General features: G+C 46.0%; 17 protein-coding genes, 3 tRNA genes, 1 rRNA gene, 1 other RNA gene and 1 other annotated feature. Of the genes, 15 read left to right on the top strand and 7 right to left on the bottom strand.

The genetic code is table 11. The features are described from left to right. Window positions 1-113 precede the first annotated feature (113 nt). Both rrf and guaB read left to right on the top strand, forming a co-directional pair. Window positions 114-230: ribosomal RNA gene (gene rrf, locus KNP04_RS14905) — 5S ribosomal RNA — on the top strand. 250 nt (window positions 231-480) lie between these two features. Further along, a complete protein-coding gene (gene guaB, locus KNP04_RS14910; protein WP_214877037.1) occupies window positions 481-1,944 on the top strand; it encodes an IMP dehydrogenase in 1,464 nt (487 codons plus the stop codon). A gap of 41 nt (window positions 1,945-1,985) precedes the next feature. On the opposite strand, the gene KNP04_RS14915 is transcribed toward guaB, so the two are convergent. The 4 genes from KNP04_RS14915 to KNP04_RS14930 all read right to left on the bottom strand — a co-directional run bounded on the left by KNP04_RS14915 (window position 1,986) and on the right by KNP04_RS14930 (window position 7,730). After that, window positions 1,986-5,408 carry an alpha-amylase family glycosyl hydrolase gene (locus KNP04_RS14915; protein ID WP_214877039.1) on the bottom strand — a complete coding sequence of 1,141 codons (3,423 nt, stop codon included), beginning with the start codon at window positions 5,406-5,408 and terminating at the stop codon, window positions 1,986-1,988. 142 nt (window positions 5,409-5,550) lie between these two features. After that, a complete protein-coding gene (locus KNP04_RS14920) occupies window positions 5,551-6,171 on the bottom strand; it encodes a class A sortase (protein ID WP_214877041.1) in 621 nt (206 codons plus the stop codon). Then, window positions 6,168-7,571 (bottom strand): MocR-like pyridoxine biosynthesis transcription factor PdxR, encoded by a 1,404-nt coding sequence (pdxR, locus tag KNP04_RS14925; protein ID WP_214877043.1) that lies wholly within the window; start codon window positions 7,569-7,571, stop codon window positions 6,168-6,170. The genes KNP04_RS14920 and pdxR overlap by 4 nt, the downstream gene beginning before the upstream one ends. A gap of 18 nt (window positions 7,572-7,589) precedes the next feature. Continuing rightward, window positions 7,590-7,730, bottom strand: coding sequence for a hypothetical protein (locus tag KNP04_RS14930; RefSeq protein WP_214877045.1), 141 nt, complete (start codon window positions 7,728-7,730; stop codon window positions 7,590-7,592). A gap of 128 nt (window positions 7,731-7,858) precedes the next feature. Between KNP04_RS14930 and pdxS the strand changes: the two genes are divergently transcribed. From pdxS to KNP04_RS14965, 7 genes are all read left to right on the top strand, one after another. Beyond that, window positions 7,859-8,749, top strand: coding sequence for a pyridoxal 5'-phosphate synthase lyase subunit PdxS (gene pdxS / locus KNP04_RS14935; protein ID WP_012727762.1), 891 nt, complete (start codon window positions 7,859-7,861; stop codon window positions 8,747-8,749). Between the two features lies 1 nt (window position 8,750). Then, window positions 8,751-9,329, top strand: coding sequence for a pyridoxal 5'-phosphate synthase glutaminase subunit PdxT (pdxT, locus tag KNP04_RS14940; protein WP_214877047.1), 579 nt, complete (start codon window positions 8,751-8,753; stop codon window positions 9,327-9,329). Between the two features lie 85 nt (window positions 9,330-9,414). Further along, window positions 9,415-10,662, top strand: coding sequence for a D-alanyl-D-alanine carboxypeptidase family protein (locus tag KNP04_RS14945; protein WP_214877049.1), 1,248 nt, complete (start codon window positions 9,415-9,417; stop codon window positions 10,660-10,662). 18 nt (window positions 10,663-10,680) lie between these two features. Beyond that, window positions 10,681-10,890: a binding site (T-box leader), on the top strand. Between the two features lie 52 nt (window positions 10,891-10,942). Next, window positions 10,943-12,226, top strand: a complete 1,284-nt coding sequence (gene serS / locus KNP04_RS14950) for a serine--tRNA ligase (protein WP_214697302.1) — start codon at window positions 10,943-10,945, stop codon at window positions 12,224-12,226. 138 nt (window positions 12,227-12,364) lie between these two features. Beyond that, window positions 12,365-12,455, top strand: a tRNA-Ser gene (locus KNP04_RS14955). Between the two features lie 37 nt (window positions 12,456-12,492). Further along, window positions 12,493-12,583: transfer RNA gene (locus KNP04_RS14960), tRNA-Ser, on the top strand. Between the two features lie 29 nt (window positions 12,584-12,612). After that, window positions 12,613-12,702, top strand: a tRNA-Ser gene (locus KNP04_RS14965). 122 nt (window positions 12,703-12,824) lie between these two features. On the opposite strand, the gene KNP04_RS14970 is transcribed toward KNP04_RS14965, so the two are convergent. Both KNP04_RS14970 and KNP04_RS14975 read right to left on the bottom strand, forming a co-directional pair. Further along, entirely contained in the window at window positions 12,825-13,496 is a 672-nt protein-coding gene (locus tag KNP04_RS14970; RefSeq protein ID WP_251125747.1) for a deoxynucleoside kinase, read from the bottom strand. Next, the gene (locus KNP04_RS14975; RefSeq protein ID WP_214697300.1) at window positions 13,493-14,128 is read right to left on the bottom strand and encodes a deoxynucleoside kinase; all 636 of its coding nucleotides are present in this window, start codon (window positions 14,126-14,128) and stop codon (window positions 13,493-13,495) included. Before KNP04_RS14975 ends, KNP04_RS14970 begins: the two co-directional genes overlap by 4 nt. 121 nt (window positions 14,129-14,249) lie before the next feature. On the opposite strand from KNP04_RS14975, the gene tadA reads away from it, so the two are divergent. From tadA to KNP04_RS15005, 6 genes are all read left to right on the top strand, one after another. Continuing rightward, window positions 14,250-14,750, top strand: a complete 501-nt coding sequence (tadA, locus tag KNP04_RS14980; RefSeq protein WP_214877051.1) for a tRNA adenosine(34) deaminase TadA — start codon at window positions 14,250-14,252, stop codon at window positions 14,748-14,750. A gap of 53 nt (window positions 14,751-14,803) precedes the next feature. Then, an RNA gene (gene ffs, locus KNP04_RS14985) (signal recognition particle sRNA large type) lies at window positions 14,804-15,071 on the top strand. Window positions 15,072-15,165: 94 nt separating this feature from the next. Then, complete coding sequence (gene dnaX, locus KNP04_RS14990; RefSeq protein WP_214750038.1) at window positions 15,166-16,842, top strand: DNA polymerase III subunit gamma/tau; 1,677 nt, start codon at window positions 15,166-15,168, stop codon at window positions 16,840-16,842. 14 nt (window positions 16,843-16,856) lie between these two features. Beyond that, window positions 16,857-17,174 carry a YbaB/EbfC family nucleoid-associated protein gene (locus KNP04_RS14995; protein WP_012727754.1) on the top strand — a complete coding sequence of 106 codons (318 nt, stop codon included), beginning with the start codon at window positions 16,857-16,859 and terminating at the stop codon, window positions 17,172-17,174. A 22-nt stretch (window positions 17,175-17,196) separates the two neighbouring features. Continuing rightward, the gene (recR, locus tag KNP04_RS15000; RefSeq protein ID WP_012727753.1) at window positions 17,197-17,796 is read left to right on the top strand and encodes a recombination mediator RecR; all 600 of its coding nucleotides are present in this window, start codon (window positions 17,197-17,199) and stop codon (window positions 17,794-17,796) included. Beyond that, complete coding sequence (locus tag KNP04_RS15005; RefSeq protein ID WP_214877054.1) at window positions 17,793-18,017, top strand: YaaL family protein; 225 nt, start codon at window positions 17,793-17,795, stop codon at window positions 18,015-18,017. The genes recR and KNP04_RS15005 overlap by 4 nt, the downstream gene beginning before the upstream one ends. 125 nt (window positions 18,018-18,142) lie before the next feature. Here the strand turns inward: KNP04_RS15005 and KNP04_RS15010 are convergent. Then, on the bottom strand, window positions 18,143-18,386 hold a 244-nt coding region (locus tag KNP04_RS15010), incomplete at its 5' end, for a hypothetical protein (RefSeq protein ID WP_214877056.1).

Consider the following 18,386-nt stretch of genomic DNA (forward strand, 5'->3'; position numbering starts at 1 on the left):
GGTGGAAGCGTGGTGACACGTGGAGCTGAATGATACTAATCGGTCGAGGCTTTGATCTAGTCTATGGTTTGTGTTGATGAATCCTCAGTTTTCAGGGAACAAGCCCTGTAGAGTCTGGTGGCGATAGCGAGACGGCCACACCCGTTCCCATGCCGAACACGGAAGTTAAGCGTCTCAGCGCCGAAAGTAGTTGGGGGATCTCCCCCTGTGAGGATAGGACGTTGCCAGGCAACAACAGAGAGGACGACCGAGCATACGCTCGGTCGTTTTTTTGTATGTATGATGAAATCGAACTCCGTATTTATATCCCTTTTACTATGAAACTCCGAACAATTCTCATCATTTATAGAGGAATGAACACAATTCTGACTTTTCTGAACATCGGGAATTGAATTGCACTTTTGCGTTATACCTGTTACCATTACAGAAATATTTCGAAACAAAGATGTAGGTAGAACGAGAAAGGGGCCATCAATTTTTATGTGGGAAAACAAGTTTGCAAAAGAAGGTTTAACGTTTGATGATGTATTACTCGTACCGAGGTTCTCAAATGTTTTACCGCGTGACGTTGATTTAAGCACAAAGCTCTGTGAAGGATTAGAATTGAATATCCCAATCATCAGTGCGGGTATGGATACCGTCACGGAAGCTCCGATGGCGATTGCTATGGCCCGTCAAGGCGGCTTAGGTGTCATTCATAAGAACATGTCAATGGAGATGCAGGCTGAGCATGTCGATCGCGTTAAGCGCTCAGAGAATGGTGTCATCACAAATCCTTTCTATTTAACTCCAGATCGTCAAGTGTATGACGCTGAGTATTTGATGAGTAAATATCGCATTTCTGGCGTACCAATCGTCAACTCAGAAGAAGAACGTAAGTTGATTGGTATTTTGACGAATCGTGATCTTCGTTTCATCAAAGATTATTCAACCGTCATCAAGGAAGTGATGACAACGGAAAACCTCATCACTGCAAAAGTAGGTACATCGCTTGAGGAAGCAGAGCGTATTCTTCATCAACACCGCATTGAGAAACTTCCACTTGTCGATGAAGCTGGCGTATTGAAAGGTCTCATCACGACAAAAGATATCGAGAAGGTCGAGCAATTCCCGAACGCGGCAAAAGACAAGCAAGGTCGTCTTCTTGTAGCAGCTGCAGTCGGAGTAACAAAAGATGCAGCATCACGTGCTCAAGTACTTGTAGAAGCAGGCGTAGATGCATTGGTTATCGATACAGCACATGGACATTCGGCTGGTGTGCTTGAAAAAGTTCGTGAGTTGCGCGATACGTTCCCATCGCTCCCAATCATTGCAGGTAATGTAGCTACTGCTGAAGCGACACGTGCTTTGATTGAAGCTGGAGCATCGGTCATCAAAGTCGGAATTGGACCAGGATCAATCTGTACGACACGCGTCGTTGCAGGCGTTGGTGTTCCACAAATCACAGCTGTATATGATTGTGTCACAGAAGCAAAAGAGCATGGTGTATCAGTCATCGCTGATGGTGGAATCAAGTACTCAGGCGATATCGTCAAAGCCATCGCTGCTGGAGCAAACGCTGTCATGCTTGGTAGCTTGCTTGCTGGTGTGAAAGAGAGCCCAGGCGAAATGGAAATTTACCAAGGTCGTCAGTTCAAGACATACCGTGGTATGGGATCTGAAGCATCGATGAAACGCGGTAGCCAAGACCGTTACTTCCAAGAAGCAGACAAAAAGTTCGTTCCAGAAGGGATCGAAGGACGTGTCGCATATCGTGGCGAACTCGCTGACACGGTATATCAATTGATTGGTGGTCTTCGTTCAGGTATGGGATACTGTGGCGCTGCCGATATCCGTGCCCTTCGTGAAGACACGCAATTTATTCGGATGACAGGTGCGGGCCTTCAAGAAAGTCACCCACACGATGTCAATATCACAAAAGAAGCACCGAACTACTCACGCTAATGTAAAAAGCCGCCATCCTGTACACTCAGGATGGCGGTTATTTATTTGCGCTTCTCTACTAAAATCACAGTACCACCTTGATCTTGAGCAGGGAGTGTGACAGTAACTTTGCCATTCTTTTGAACGATGTATTGTTTACCACTATATCGGTCAATCAAAATGGTTTTCGCTTTATACGATGTATTGAAGGAAACGGTTTGCGCTTTCTCTTTCGTATTTAATCCGACGAGAACCGATTGTTTTCCATAACTTCGTTTGAAGATTGAATAGCCAGCCTCAGAATTCGAAACGATGGACGAACGTGTCCCTTTACTGAATACGTGCGAATAGTCTGCACGGATATTCAAAAGTTTTTGATAGTGCGTATGCATCGCTTTTCCTTCACCTTTGACGCGAGACCAGTCGAAGTCATAGCGATTTTCATTGAACTCGCCTTTATCCATATCGCCCGCATGCTTCCCAGATTGACCGACCTCTTCTCCGTAATAGATCACAGGCTGGCCCTTCGCTGTGATTTGAAGAGAGGCTGCGACCATTTGCTTCCCAGTGTCCCCACCTGCCCGCGAGACGAGGAATCCGTCTTCATCATGGCTACTCAAGAATTGTCCGAGCGTCGCTTCGTTCGATAATTGCGTGTTGCGATATTGAAGTGCCTTTTCAACGTCTTCGATATTGCCATTTACGAATCGTTCAGCCTGATATTTAAAATCAAAGTCGAGCAAGGAATCCATTTGACCACTTCTTAAGTAGCCGCCTGTGTTGTTAATACTCGCCCCGTAGTGCTCTCCAATCAATTTGAAATTCGGTTTGATTGCCGTTAATTCATTTTTAAAGGATTTCCACGTTGTGGAGTCCACGTGTTTGACCGTATCGACACGGAAGTAATCAATTGTGTTGCCATTTTTCGTTTTCGACCGTTTGATCCAATCCGTCTGCCATTTCACCAACTGTTCTCGAACGGCAGCTTCTTCCGTCTTGAAGTCAGGAAGGCCGGATAACGACATTTTGATGTCGTCCCCGTCGACCGGATTTTCACGAATCATCCCATTGAATACTTGTCGTTCTGCATCCGTTGGGAAGTTCGTAACGGATGAGCTTGCCCCAGGTTCCATTCCGTAGCCAGGATGGTTCAAGACGACGTCGACCATAATCTTCATTCCACGCTTATGAGCTTCATCAATCAATTTATGGAAGGCAGCCATATCCCCGAGATGCTCATCGAGTTTTTCAAAGTTCTTGGCCCAATACCCATGATATCCATATTGAGAACCGTCTTTTCCATATCGTAAATCCCAATCGATGTTATCCACAATTGGAGTAATCCAAATCGTATTGATCCCAAGGTCGTCTAAATAATCGAGTTTTTTCGTGACACCTGCAAAATCGCCACCATGGTAAGACTCAGGATGATCTTTGTCATAGTATTCACGATTCGGGTTGTCATTGGATAAATCTCCGTTGTAGAAGCGATCGGTGAGCATGAAATAGATGCGCGCCTCATCCCAGTCAAACGCTTGTTTTTCCTTCATCGTTTTAGGGACGACACGAATCGTTGTTTTCGAGCGATGAACGTTTCCATATTGGTCGATTGCAGTGACGGCAAGCGTCTTATTTCCAGGTTTGACCGTGTCTTTCACCGCGATCGTTTGGGCGTTTAACGCACGATCAATGTGTAACTTTTCAGGACCGCCGAGTGGGCGTGCATCGATATAGAGTTCTCGGAGTGTCACACCTTTTGGCAAGGTCGGGTTTACTCGAACAACCGCATTTTCACGAGAGCTGATGGCTTTCGGACTGACAGAAGAAGTGAGTTTGACTGTTGGTTGACGATATTCGATTTGAGAAGCCTCGAAATAAGGATCTTTCACTTCAGTCGTGACGCCGTCCTTCGTGACGAGATACGTGTAGTGATGGATTCCTTCAGGTAAACGTACCGTGTGGCGGAACCACTCGTTTTCTGGCTCATAAGTCATCGGGTACGTCTCGCCATTGATTTTGAGTGCGACCTGATCGATTTCATCCATTTCTCCTGCTTCATAGAGTGCTACATCACGATAGAAGAATTGAACCCCATCTGTACCGTATTCGGGACCACTGATTGTCGGAACTTGATGGAAGGTACCTTTTCCGCTTTCGACGACGACCTTCGTGACGCGGTCTTCTCCGAGCGTGACGTATCTGTCTTCTCCATAAGCATCCTTAACGGCCCAGTCCGTGCCTTTTCGAATGACAAACCCAACTTTCGTGGCGTCTTGACCAACCGGGATACGGAAGATGGCCCCATCGTCAGTTATCCGGTATGGATCGACTTGTCCGTCTTTTTTCCCTGTGCTCCATGTCCATAAGTTCCAATCCGTATAGTCATGATCGGCACGGACATACTTCATTTCGATATAGCGTGTCGTTTCCCAAGGATCAGCGAGCTTTGTTGCTGTTTTGAAAGTAGTCGTCAATGCCGGGAGGGTCGTGTTCGAAATCGTTCCAGTCACTGCACCTTCTGGAATAGTGGCCGTATATGACGTATTGAGAGCGAGAGCCTCTTTCGGTTGAAGTGTCACGCTCGTACCGTTCGTCGTCACATCAACGGGGACACGCGTCTCTCCTTGTTGTAAGGTGACCGATGCCGAATCGAGACGGACGGGTTCATTAAATGTCCATGTGATTGGAGCAGACACATCCACATCAATGGATGATGAGGCCGGGGTCACGGACGCAACTTCAAGTTGGTCAATCGTCTCTACCCCATTTAAGGTGAACGGGGCACTATAAACAGATTGTATGGATGGCGTGGCAGACACGTTCCAACTATTGGCCAATTGATTGGCAGCGTTGCTCGGAATCGTATCGAACGCCCCATGTTCTCCGGCGTTATTTCCGCTTAATACAGTTAAGGCGCGGACTTGATCTCCATTGTTTAAGCCGAGCAATGACAGAGGAACTTTTCCTTCAAATCCTTTCGTTCGGTCTAAGGCAAAAGTCGCACCGTTCAACTGATTTAATTGCAAAAGTGGTTTCTCTTGACCCGCCTGATAAAGAGCAGCCTCTTTTACATTCTGATCGCCATCGACTCGGACGAGAATATGATACTGAGGCGCCTTGTCGACACCTTTAAAATCAAATGGATAACCGAGGGGATTCGTCGATACACCTGAATCTTCATCATTGATTTGAAGGGCGATGTTGATATATTGCCCGTTGTCTCCCCAGTTCGGGACATTATTCGCGTCTACGTAAAAATAAAGGTGTTGGGCATCATTGTTTATGTATAAATCACCGACATCAAATCCTTGCCATCCAGCAGTGGGCGAACTTGCGAGGGCGGGAATATTAGCCCAATCTGTTTTTGCCCCATCAATTGTGATTGCGGTCGGTTCAGCCAATGCGTTCATCGGAACACCAGCTTGAATGAGCAATGCACCGGACAGGAATAAAGTTGAAGCCTGACGAGCAGTTTTTTTCTTCATGAGACACCTCTTTTGTTTGAGTTAATTGCACAATTTTATGCAAACGTTTTCAAAAATAGTTTATCGGAAGTTGTAAGCGCCAACAATATGTTTTTGAAAAAACAATAAATAACCGCGTCTCCTGTTGGTTGAGGAGATGCGGTCATGATTCAGAAGTGACGAGCGAACCTTTGACGATGAGGCGCTCCGTCGTATCGAACGTACAAGTAATCAATGTAAGGGTAGGAGTAGCTGTTTCATCTAATACATCAACTCGTTCAGGAGAGACGGTCTCAAGCGATGTCACGATGTATTCATAAGTGTGTGTATCATCTCGAAGATAGATTTTCATACCAATATGGACTTCATGGAGCGGACCGAATAGAGCGGTCGCATGTTGTAAATAATGACCGGCCAGCGCATAATTGCCTACCCCCATTTTTTGATCGGGATGCATGGTTCCCGCTCCGACGGCGAGACTCTCATCATCTAATCCTTTTACGATCGGGAGTTCCAGTGAAACATCTGGAATCGAAATGACACCGATTGTCGGCAACTGATGAAACCGATTGCGCGCTTGTAAGACGTCCGTTAAAGAGAGTGGTGTGACTGCCGCAAAATCATAACTCGACTCAATTTCACTCTCGTCTTGCAATTCCATATGTTCAACGACATATTCACTCGTTGAACTGGCGATATTCTCTTTCCAAATCGAACTCGTTAAAAAGAATAGACCACTGCCGAGTAAACAGATTCCGATGATCCATCGGACGTGTCGCTTCATGGAGTCACTCCTTTCGGGATTTCCCAGGCATCCATCAACTGATCGATCACATTCGGTAACGATGATTCAGGCAAGTGTGCAAAGCCAAACAAAAATTGTATGTGCGAATCTGGGTGTACGATGCGATAGTCGTTCATCGATTTGATGGCGATTTCAGACGATTCAGCGGATTGTTTCAATTCTTGCTCTGTCCGATCGCTGATGACGGTCAAGACAACGTGCAATCCAGCGCTCGCACCTGTCACTGTGACAATTGGTTCGAATGGGCGGAAGGCGGCGAGCACGATCTCTAACTTGCGACGGTATATTTTTCGCATCCGATTCAAATGCTTCTCGAAGTCACCACTCGACATAAATAGAGCCAACGTATGCTGTTCGAATCGTGGGACGCTACACGTGAAGTAATGATGCCGCTCTCGGTAACGATTCAAAAGAGGTGTTGGTAACACCATATATCCAATACGAAGGGATGGCATGAGTGATTTCGAGAAAGTACTGATATAGATGACACGTTCGTTCGGGTCCATACTTTGAAGAGAGGGGATGGGTTTACCACTATAACGGAACTCACTATCGTAATCGTCCTCAATGATATACGTCTGGTGAACGAGCGCCCAATTCAATAAACGTTGGCGTCGACTGACGGATAGGACAGTACCTGTCGGAAATTGATGGGCAGGTGTCACATATAGCGCATCGATTTCATGGCGTTCGAGCTCACTGACACAAACGCCACTTTCATCTACCGGGATCGGGATAGAGGTGCGCCCCTGTTGCTCGAATAAAAGACGAGTGAGCGGATAGCCGGGATCTTCAATGCCAAAGACCGATGCATCAGGTAACAAATCCAAAAGCTGTGGAAGGAGTTGTTCTGTCCCTGGTCCGACGATGATTTGTTCAGGTGAGCACTGGACGCCTCGTGAATGATAGAGATAGGTCGCTATTTCCTGTCGTAGCTCGAGATCCCCTTGGACGGAACCTAGCGCGAGTAGTTCATGATGAACCTCATCGACAACATTCTTAAAGTGTCGTTTCCAACGTTCAAACGGAAAAGCGGTCGTATCGATTTGACTTGGCGATACATCGTACGTATACGTCTTTTTAGGTGGGGACGGCGTGATGGTGCTGCTCGATCGCCGGACGTACAGTTCCTCTTGCGGTAACACATAAAATCCTTTCCGGGGAACGGATTCAATGTACCCTTCAGCGAGTAACTGGGCGTAAGCGAACTCGACTGTCGTCTGAGACACGTCCAAAAATTGAGAGAGTTTGCGTTTCGAAGGTAACTTGGTACCCGTCTTTAACGTATCGTCGACGATAGCATCCCGAATGTGTTTATACAATTGCTCATATAGCGGGATGGATGAGTCTTGTTCAAGTGAGAAGGTAAGCATATCCATAAGACGACGTTCCTTTCTTTACGAGCCGAAAAAGAAGTATAAGAGAAAACCGATGATGATCAAGGCTGAGACAATTCCAGGTGTACCGAATGAGGCGCGATGACCTCCTTCAAACGGATTGTGGTCGAACATATTGATTCCTCCTTTATACTTCAACACGTTCGCGATAGTAGCAATAGAGTCCTTTTTTCAAACTGACCACTTTAAAAAATGATAATCTGGCACTTTTAATATAGTCAATCCAGCTTATACTAGCAAGTAGAACATGAACTCATGGAGGGATTTCAATGGAAAAGAGACAAGTAGGAACAGATAAAGTAAAACGTGGGATGGCAGAAATGCAAAAAGGTGGCGTCATCATGGACGTCATCAACGCAGAACAGGCGAAAATTGCTGAAGCTGCAGGTGCGGTTGCTGTCATGGCACTTGAACGTGTGCCTTCGGATATCCGTAAAATGGGTGGGGTTGCCCGTATGGCCGACCCGACAATCATTGAAGACGTCATGGGAGCAGTATCTGTTCCGGTTATGGCAAAATGCCGTATCGGACATATCGCTGAAGCTCGTGTACTCGAGTCGATGGGGGTCGACTTTATCGATGAGAGTGAAGTGTTGACGCCAGCAGATGAAGAGTTCCACTTGTACAAACGCGACTATACAGCACCGTTCGTATGTGGAGCGCGTGACCTTGGCGAAGCGGCGCGTCGTATCGGCGAAGGCGCAGCGATGATTCGTACAAAAGGTGAGCCGGGAACAGGGAACATCGTGGAAGCGGTTCGTCACATGCGCACCGTACAAGCACAAGTGAAACGTCTCTTGTCGATGAGCGTGGATGAAGTCATGACAGAGGCTCGTGACCTCGGAGCTCCATTTGAAGTGCTTATGCAAATTCGTGAAGCGGGTCGTCTCCCTGTCGTTAACTTTGCAGCGGGTGGAATCGCGACACCAGCGGATGCTGCCTTGATGATGCACCTCGGAGCAGATGGTGTATTCGTCGGATCTGGTATTTTCAAAGCAGAGAACCCAGAGAAATTCGCACGTGCCATCGTAGAAGCGACAACGTACCACGATGACTATGAGCGGATTGCACATCTTTCAAAAGGATTAGGTGAGGCGATGAAAGGACTAGACGTCCGTACGCTCAAAGAGGAAGAACTCATGGCACCACGAGGCTGGTAAGATGGTAACGATTGGCGTATTAGGGATGCAGGGTGCAATTCGTGAGCATGTTCGTATGCTTGAAGCGCTCGGTGCTCAAACCGTTGTAGTCCGCTCGCTAGAAGACTTGAAAGCAATCGATGGATTAGTCTTACCAGGTGGAGAAAGTACCGCGATGCGACGTTTACTCGATCGTTATGAGTTACTTGAGCCACTTCGCGACATGGAGACGTTACCGATGTTTGGCACATGTGCCGGCATGATTCTTCTCGCGAACGAAGTCGAAGGGTATGACGCCCACTTAAAGAAAATTCCGATGACAGTAAAACGTAATGCATTCGGACGTCAGGTCGACAGTTTTGAAGTCGATCTTCCGGTAAAAGGAATTGATGAGCCAGTCGAAGCGGTGTTTATTCGTGCCCCACAAGTGGCGCGAGTTGAACCGGAAGTAGATGTGCTCGCTGAAGTTGAGGAAGCGATTGTAGCAGTTCGTTACAACCAGTACCTGGCTTGTTCGTTCCATCCAGAGTTGACAGAAGATTTATCATTGCCCCGTTATTTTATCGAGATGGTTAAAGAAAATCAGAAGCAATATGCATAAGTTTGAGGGACCTCATGAAAAGGGGGTCCTTCAAACTTATTTTTTGTTACACTGAACAAAGAAGCGTATAGAAAGGGGAAACTATGTGAAGGCTCGCTATTTAATCATGATGTTTGTTGCCATGTTGCTTGTACAAGTAATCGTACCCTCAGTCGCCTCTGCGGCCGCGCCAAAAGTCGACGCGGCGAGCGCGATGCTCGTAGACGTGACGACAGGGCAGGTCTTATTTACAAAACAGGAAGATGCCATGCTTCAACCGGCCTCGATCACAAAGCTGATGACGGCATTTTTGACGCGTGAAGCGATTGAAGAAGGAAAGCTCAGTTGGAATCAAGAGGTTACACCGAGTGACGCTGCCTTGGCGCTGACGAGAAAACCGGGACTTGCACGAATCCCGCTACTGAATAAACCGTATACCGTCAAAGAGTTATACGATGCAGCATTAATTCGTTCGGCGAACGAAGCGGCTGTGACGCTCGGGGAAGCGGTGTCTGGTTCAGAAGAGGCGTTCGTCAAAGAAATGAATCGTCGAGCGGATGAGTTGGGGATGACACAAACGACGTTCGCAAATGCATCGGGACTCGATTCTGTGTCAGCCGGTCTACCAGGAGATAATTTGACATCTGCCAATGATTTAATGAAGTTGGCGATTGCGTATTTGACGACTTATCCGGAAGTGCTTGACGTGACGAAACGCGCATACGTGGATGTCGACGGTGTTCGCTTTGACGCGACGAACCGAATGCTTGCCGACCGGGATCTCGCCTATCCAGGGATGCTCGGCTTTAAGACAGGAACAACGAATGAAGCAGGCTATTGCTTTGTCGGTGTGTCGACGCGGGATGGTCGCACTGTGTTATCCGTCGTTCTTGGCGCACCATCTGATGAGGGACGCTACGTCGCGACGAAAGCGTTACACGACTATGCATACGCAGATTTCGTCATGACACCGATTTTACGGACGGGGGAAACCATTTCGGAAACGGCAACGGTCTCTCAAGGTGAAACGGAACAAGTCGCTGTCCGGACGACGAATGACTTTGAAGTGTTAGTCGAAAAAGGGAAACCTGTCCCTGAACCGAAAGTTGAACTGCTCGAACTAGACGCTCCGGTCAAGGTCGATACACAGGCAGGTACGGTTACCATCGACTCCTCGGATCAAGTTCGCTATTTAGAAGGGGAGACGCCTCCGAAGATGACGCTTGTCACGGCAGAGGCGGTTGATACGGCTTCGTTTTTGACGAGAATGACGCGAGCATTTGTTGATTTCCTCGATCAAATCAGATTGGCACTTGGAAAAATCAGTCTTGTCGAACAAGTTCAGATGTTGTAAAGTAAGATTAATTCAATGACAGATGCGATGATGAGAATAAGTACGTTACGTACGTCTACTGACAGAGAGCTAGTGGTTGGTGCAAACTAGTGAGATGGCGTAACCGAATCGGCCTCGGAGCATTGACTTGGAAACAAGTCACGTTTGGCACACGTTACGTGCATCGAGTGGCTCATGCATTTGGGCAACGAGGGTGGCAACGCGGATCCAAGGTGGTTCGTCCCTTTCCTACGGGAAAGGGACGTGCCGCCTTTTTTATATGAAAAAAGGAGGAACAACAATGTTAGACATTAAACGTTTACGACAAGATTTTGAAGGGATTAAAGAAAAATTAGCTTACCGTGGAGAAGATTTGAGTGCACTTGACCGCTTCCCGCAGTTAGAAGAAAAGCGCCGTGACTTGATTAACGAAGTGGAAGTAAAGAAAGCGAAGCGCAATGAAGCGACAAAACAAATCGCTGAACTAAAACGCAACAAACAAGATGCAGAAGGTCCAATCTTGGAAACACGCCGTCTTGGGGATGAAATCAAATTGTTGGATGAGGAGTTACGAGAAGTAGAGGCAGAGCTCAACTTGATCTTACTCAGCATTCCAAACATCCCACATGAGTCAACTCCAATCGGTGAGACAGAAGACGATAACGTGACGATTCGTGAAATCGGAACGAAGCCTGATTTTGATTTCGAGCCAAAGCAACATTGGGACGTGATGGAAGACCTAAAAATCGTCGATGTCGAGCGCGCTGGAAAAGTAACGGGTAGCCGTTTTGTCTTCTATAAAGGATTAGGTGCTCGCTTAGAACGTGCTCTGATCAACTTTATGATGGACCTTCATTCAGACGAGCATGGATACTCAGAAGTATTGCCGCCGTACATGGTCAATCGTGATTCGATGATTGGAACAGGTCAACTTCCTAAATTTGAAGAAGATGCGTTCAAAGTAGAGGACACAAACTACTTCCTCGTTCCAACAGCTGAAGTGCCAGTTACAAACATGCACCGTGAAGAAATCATCCCGGAAACACAGCTTCCGATTACGTATACAGCATATAGCGCTAACTTCCGTTCTGAAGCCGGTTCAGCTGGTCGTGATACACGTGGCTTGATTCGTCAGCACCAGTTCAACAAAGTCGAGCTCGTCCGCTTCGTGAAACCAGAAGAGTCATATGAACAACTAGAATTATTGACAGGTCATGCTGAAGAGGTATTGAAGCGTCTTGGACTTCCGTATCAAGTACTCAGCATGTGCACGGCAGACCTCGGCTTCACAGCTGCGAAAAAATATGACATCGAAGTATGGATGCCAGCACAAGGGATGTATCGTGAGATTTCTTCTTGCTCTAACTTCGAAGATTTCCAAGCGCGTCGTGCGGGAATTCGCTTCCGTCGTGATGCCAACGCGAAACCAGAATTCGTTCATACATTGAACGGCTCAGGATTGGCAGTCGGTCGAACGGTGGCAGCGATTTTGGAAAACTATCAACAGGCAGATGGATCAGTCGTCATTCCGGAAGTGCTTCGTCCTTACATGGGTGGGAAAGAAAAGATTGAAATGCCGAACTAAACACTTGAGCCGCCTCGATTTTGAGGCGCTCAATTTTTTTTAATGTTTTTTCACAAAAGGGTTTGACATCTGTCTCTTCAGTTGGTACTATAAATCATGTCGAGCGACACTGTTGCTCACGAATTGCATATGAGCTTTGGAGGTGTACCCAAGTGGTTTAAGGGAACGGTCTTGAAAACCGTCAGGGGTGTAACAGCCTGCGTGGGTTCGAATCCCACCACCTCCTCCATTTCTTTTTTGGAGGCTCACACAATTTTATATCTTTTGGAGGTGTACCCAAGTGGTTTAAGGGAACGGTCTTGAAAACCGTCAGGGGTGTAACAGCCTGCGTGGGTTCGAATCCCACCACCTCCTCCACTTTCTTTTTTTTACACTTTTTTAGGCCTGGAGTTGTACCCAAGTCCGGCTGAAGGGGACGGACTCGAAATCCGTTAGGAGTCGCAAGGCTCGCGTGGGTTCGAATCCCACCAACTCCGCTTTCAATCGGGCATCTGCAGAGGCAGATGCATTTTTTGTATCCACAGACATATGCGCTGTGGATTTTTTTATGCACAAAAAAGAGAGATCACGCTTTTGATGGCGTAATCCCTCTGTATGATTATCTAACTTTTGCTTCACGAGCAATCGTTAACTGCTTTTCAATTTTTTCAAGGATGAGTTCGACTGAATCTGGGTCTTTGATGAGATCGTACTCTTCAATCGAGAGACGTAGTACTGGGCACAAGTTGAAGTTGTTGATCCACTCTGTGTAGCGTTCGTACATCTCTTCCCAATAGGCGATTGGTGTTTGTTGCTCCATCTCGCGACCGCGCATCTGGATACGTTCAAGGACTTGTTCGAACGAACCTTCAAGATAAATCAATAAGTCTGGGTGTGGGAAGAAGGGTGTTAACACCATAGCTTCGAACAAACTTGAATACGTTTCGTAGTCTGTTGGTGACATCGTCCCTTTTTCATAATGCATTTTTGCGAAGATGCCTGTGTCTTCATAGATGGAACGGTCTTGAATGAAGCCGCCACCGTATTGGAAGATTTTCTTCTGTTCTTTAAAGCGTTCTGCTAAGAAGTAAATTTGAAGATGGAAACTCCAACGTTCAAAATCATGATAGAATTTATCGAGGTAAGGGTTCGTATCTACTTTCTCTAGCGACGTTCGGAAGTTTAAAGCATCGGCCAACGAATTGGTAATCGTCGATTTCCCGATTCCAACCATTCCACCGATTGTAATGATCGTATCGTTCGGAATGTTATATTTATCAATCAGCTTCATTTTAATTGTGCTCCTTTAGTTAATTCTAATTCGCGTTCAATCGTCTTGAGGACATGTGTCAAATCGTCCGGATTGTGTACAAAGTCGAGTTCATCCCCACTAAATGAGAGGATTTTCACTTCTGGATGGGCCGCGCGATAGGATTCGACGAACGTCTCATAATCGTGAGCAAGCTGTTCGAGATAATCGCGAGACATATTTTCTTCCACTTCACGTCCACGCAAAGCAACGCGTTTCATCAGTGTCTCAATGCTGGCGTGTAAGTAAATGACGACATCAGGTTTCGGCATATCATGTGTCAAAATCTTATAAATCTGCTCGTACTTGTTTAAATGCGCAGGTTTCAACGAACGGTGAGCAAAAATCAAGTTTTTGAAAATATGATAGTCCGAAACGACGGATTGCTGTTGACTCAAGTGGTGTTTATGAATATCATCCAACTGCTTGAATCGATTGCATAAGAAGAACATTTCCGTTTGGAAACTCCATTCTTCGATATCTTCATAAAACTTGCCGAGAAATGGGTTCTCTTCTACAATTTCATTCAGCATCTGCATCGAGAAATGCTGACTGATGATATGGGCCAGTGATGTTTTCCCGACACCAATCGGTCCTTCTACCGTTATAAACATATGATGTCATCCTCCATTATCCAAAGTGCAAGTTCCATTCTAGCATAGAATGCGAATGATATGGCGAGGGATTTGATTTTCATTTTTTTTCATAGTGTTAAATAAGAAATGAGGTGAATCGATGGAACGTGACGAACGATTTATGCAGTTGGCCATCGAAGAAGCAAAGAAAGCAGAGGCCATCGGGGAAGTCCCGATCGGCTGTGTGATTGTAAAAGGTGACGAAGTGGTTGCGACTGGTCATAATCGTCGTGAAACAGATTTATTGGCAGCGGCTCATGCTGAGATGATTGCGATTGAATCAGCAAATCGATCACTGGGCAATTGGCGATTAGAAGATTGTGAGTTATACGTCACACTCGAACCGTGTCCAATGTGTGCGGGTGCCATTGTGCTATCCCGAGTGAAGCGGGTCATCTTCGGTGCACATGATCCGAAAGGGGGTTGTTGCGGTACGTTGATGAATTTGGTACAAGATGAACGATTCAATCATCAGGCTGACGTAACCGAAAATGTTTTAGCAGAAGAATGTGGACGACTTCTAACTGATTTCTTCCGGGCGCTTAGAGAAAGGAAGAAACAAGAGAGACTTCATCAGAGAGGTTGCAACCCAATCGATTAAACAGTATAATGTAATAGCACTCGAGATAGTGCATAATTTCATTTACCCATTTGCCGTGCTAGGTGGGGAGGTAGCGGTGCCCTGTCACTCGCAATCCGCTGTAGCGAGACTGAATCCCGATTCGAGGGAGTGCGCTGGTGTGGTCTGCCTTATGTAAGTGGCGTTGACGTCTGAGTCCTGCGCAACGGTCACCCATGAACCAGGTCAGGTCCGGAAGGAAGCAGCCTTAAGTGGTGACGTACCGTGTGCCGCAGGGGTGCTTGGGCTGAGCAAACTGCATGAGTAACGCATGTTGACGTGCTTTCAGAAATCGGTGCGCGGCAGATTTATTTTATAACTTCAATCTATGGCCCCAGGGCTGTAGATTTTTTTGTATGATGAGATAGAGAAGAAAAGTGGGGAAGGAGGCGAACTCATGGCGTATCAAGCGTTATATCGGGTATACAGACCTCAGTCATTTCAAGAGGTCGTCGGTCAAGTTCATATCACACGTACGATTCAAAACGCTTTATTAGAGGAGCGGATGTCACACGCATATTTGTTTTCAGGTCCACGCGGGACAGGGAAGACGAGCTTAGCGAAAATCATTGCTAAGGCGATCAACTGTGAAAGTGCACCGACACGTGAACCGTGTAATACCTGTCCGACGTGTATCGCTATCACGGAAGGTACGAGTCCGGACGTTTTTGAAATCGATGCGGCATCAAATAATGGAGTTGACGAAATTCGAGAAATCCGAGACAAAGTCAAATATCCACCGTCTCAAGGGCGTTACAAAGTATATATCATTGATGAAGTGCATATGTTGTCGACAGGTGCATTCAATGCATTATTGAAAACACTCGAAGAACCGCCAGCACATGCAATTTTTATCTTAGCGACGACAGAACCGCATAAAATTCCGGCAACGATTATTTCGCGTTGTCAGAGATTTGATGTCAAACGACATGAAGTGAGTCAATTGCAAACCCGGATGGCCTATATTTTGAATGATCAAGACCATGATTATGATCCGGAAGCATTGAAACTAATCGCACGGGCTGCTGATGGCGGGATGCGGGATGCCCTTAGCTTGCTTGATCAGGCCTTAGCATTTAGCGATGGGCGTCTGACGGAAGAAGCGGTGTTAGAAGTAACGGGTGCTGTGACGGATGAAACACTGCTCGAAATGGCATACGGGTTACAGAAAAAAGAGTTAAATGCGATTTTGAGTACGCTTGAAATGATGTTACGTGAAGGGAAGGATTTAAAGCGTTTCATCGAAGACTTAGTGTTCGTCCATCGGGATGCGTTACTCTTAAAAGCCTCTCCACAAGCTGCTGATTTATTAGAGCGTGCTCGTCCAACTGATGAGTTTCGTCAGTTTGTCGAAGCGACTTCGACGGACGAATTGTTCCAAGTGATTGAAGAGCTCAATGAGTGCCAGCAGCAAATGAGGCTGTCGAATCATCCGAAGGTATTGGTAGAGTTGACGTTCATTCGAATTGCAGAACAAGGTCGCACGATCAGTGAGCAGATGACACAACTTCAAGACCAAGTACGTGAGTTGAGCCGTGAATTGAATGAAGTGAAGAAGAATGGCGTGACTGTGACAGGTGGAGAGGTAGAAAAACCGAAGCCTGCTCCGAAACGGACTCAAATCCGAGTGCCGAAAGAGCGGATTCGCCAATTACTTCAGCGGGCAGAGCGACAGCATTTGAATGCGATTCGCGATAGTTGGGGCGACATCATGACGAATATTCGGATACAGGATGGTCCAATCTTCGCACTCTTCTATGAAAGTGAGGCTGTCCTTTGTGCAAGTGACACCTTACTGGTACAATTTAAAGATGGAATGACATGGCACTATGAACAAGTGAGTTCGAATGGTCGTACGCGTGATGTAATCGAGCAGGCGTTATTTGAAGTTACGGGGATTCGTCGTGAAATTATGGCGGTGCTTGAAACGGATTGGAATGAACTGAAGAATGAGTTTATCCTTCAAAAACAAGCAGAGCGGACAGAACGAGTCGAAGAACCAGAAACTGAAGACCCGTTGGTTGCACAGGCGATGGAACGTTTTGGCGATGTCGTTGAAATCGAAGAAACATAAGGGAGGCGCTCTGAATGCGTGGAATGGGAAATATGAATAACATGATGAAACAAATGCAAAAGATGCAAAAAGATATGGCGAAAGCTCAAGAAGAACTAAAAGAGTTATCAGTAGAAGGTACTGCAGGAGGCGGCATGGTAAAAGTTGTCGTCAGCGGTCATAAAGAAGTTTTAGATGTCATCATTGCAGAAGATGTCGTCGACCCGGACGATGTAGATATGTTGCAGGATCTCGTCTTAGCAGCAATTAATGATGCGATGAAGCAAGCTGATCAGCTTGTAAATGATAAGATGGGGCGTTTCACACAAGGTATGAATCTCCCAGGCTTTTAAGTGAAGAAAGGATCGATGCGAGTTGCAATACCCTGAAGCCATTGGACGATTGATTGAGAGTTTTACGAAACTACCTGGAATCGGTCCGAAAACTGCAGTGCGTTTGGCGTTCCATGTATTAGATATGGAAGAAGACGATGTATTAACGTTTGCGAAGTCTCTCGTCAGTGCGAAACGGGACATCAAATATTGTACCGTTTGCGGGCACATTACAGATATTGATCCTTGTGCAATCTGTAAAGACTCACACCGGGATGAAACGGTAGTTTGTGTGGTTCAAGATTCAAGAGACGTGATTGCCATGGAGAAAATGAGAGAGTATAGAGGGAAATATCATGTTCTTCATGGAGCCATAAGTCCAATGGAAGGGATTGGTCCAGAGGATATTAACGTTTCAAGCTTGCTGACACGGTTACAAGAGAACGAGTCAATTCAAGAAGTGATTTTAGCGACGAACCCGAACATTGAGGGAGAAGCGACTTCGATGTATTTATCACGCTTACTTAAGCCGACAGGAATCCGTGTAACTCGTCTCGCGCATGGTTTGCCCGTCGGTGGGGATTTAGAGTATGCGGACGAAGTGACCTTGTCTCGAGCGATGGAAGGTAGAAGAGAATTATGAAATGGTTTCGTAAGTCGTTAAAAGATGATTATAATCAACGACTACTGACTGAGTTGATGGAAGCGAAAGCTAAGTTTGAGTCGAAACGTCGGATGCTTGAAGTTAGCATCGAAGATACAGGAGAATTAGCGGCTCAAGTGAAGCAAGCAGAAGCTCTTTACTTTTTCTATTTGAAAGAGGCGAAAAAACGAAATGTATCCTTATCGTCTCTCCGTTCATAAGGCGAAGCCGTTGGCTCGCCTTATTTTATTTTTAACCCTATATAATGAAGAAAAAATATAGTGTGAGTGATTAAAGCATAATTTAATAAATTTCTTAAAACTATTTTAATAAAAGGGTTGCGTGGTTAAAGTTTTACTGATATATTAATAGACGTCGCCGAGATAAGCGGCAAACAAAATAAAAAATATTTTAAAAAGTGATTGACCTTTTGTTCTTCACTTGGTAAGATATTAAAGTCGCCAAGAGCGACAGACGAACTTTGAAAACTGAACGATGAGGCAAAAATAAGTTTTACAATTTTTGAATGAAGCGCAAGCTTCGTCAATTTAAGAGCTATATCAAATTCTTTGGAGAGTTTGATCCTGGCT

It is taken from the genome of Exiguobacterium sp. CH10, assembly GCF_018617635.1.
In the GTDB taxonomy this organism is placed as follows: domain Bacteria; phylum Bacillota; class Bacilli; order Exiguobacteriales; family Exiguobacteriaceae; genus Exiguobacterium; species Exiguobacterium aestuarii_A.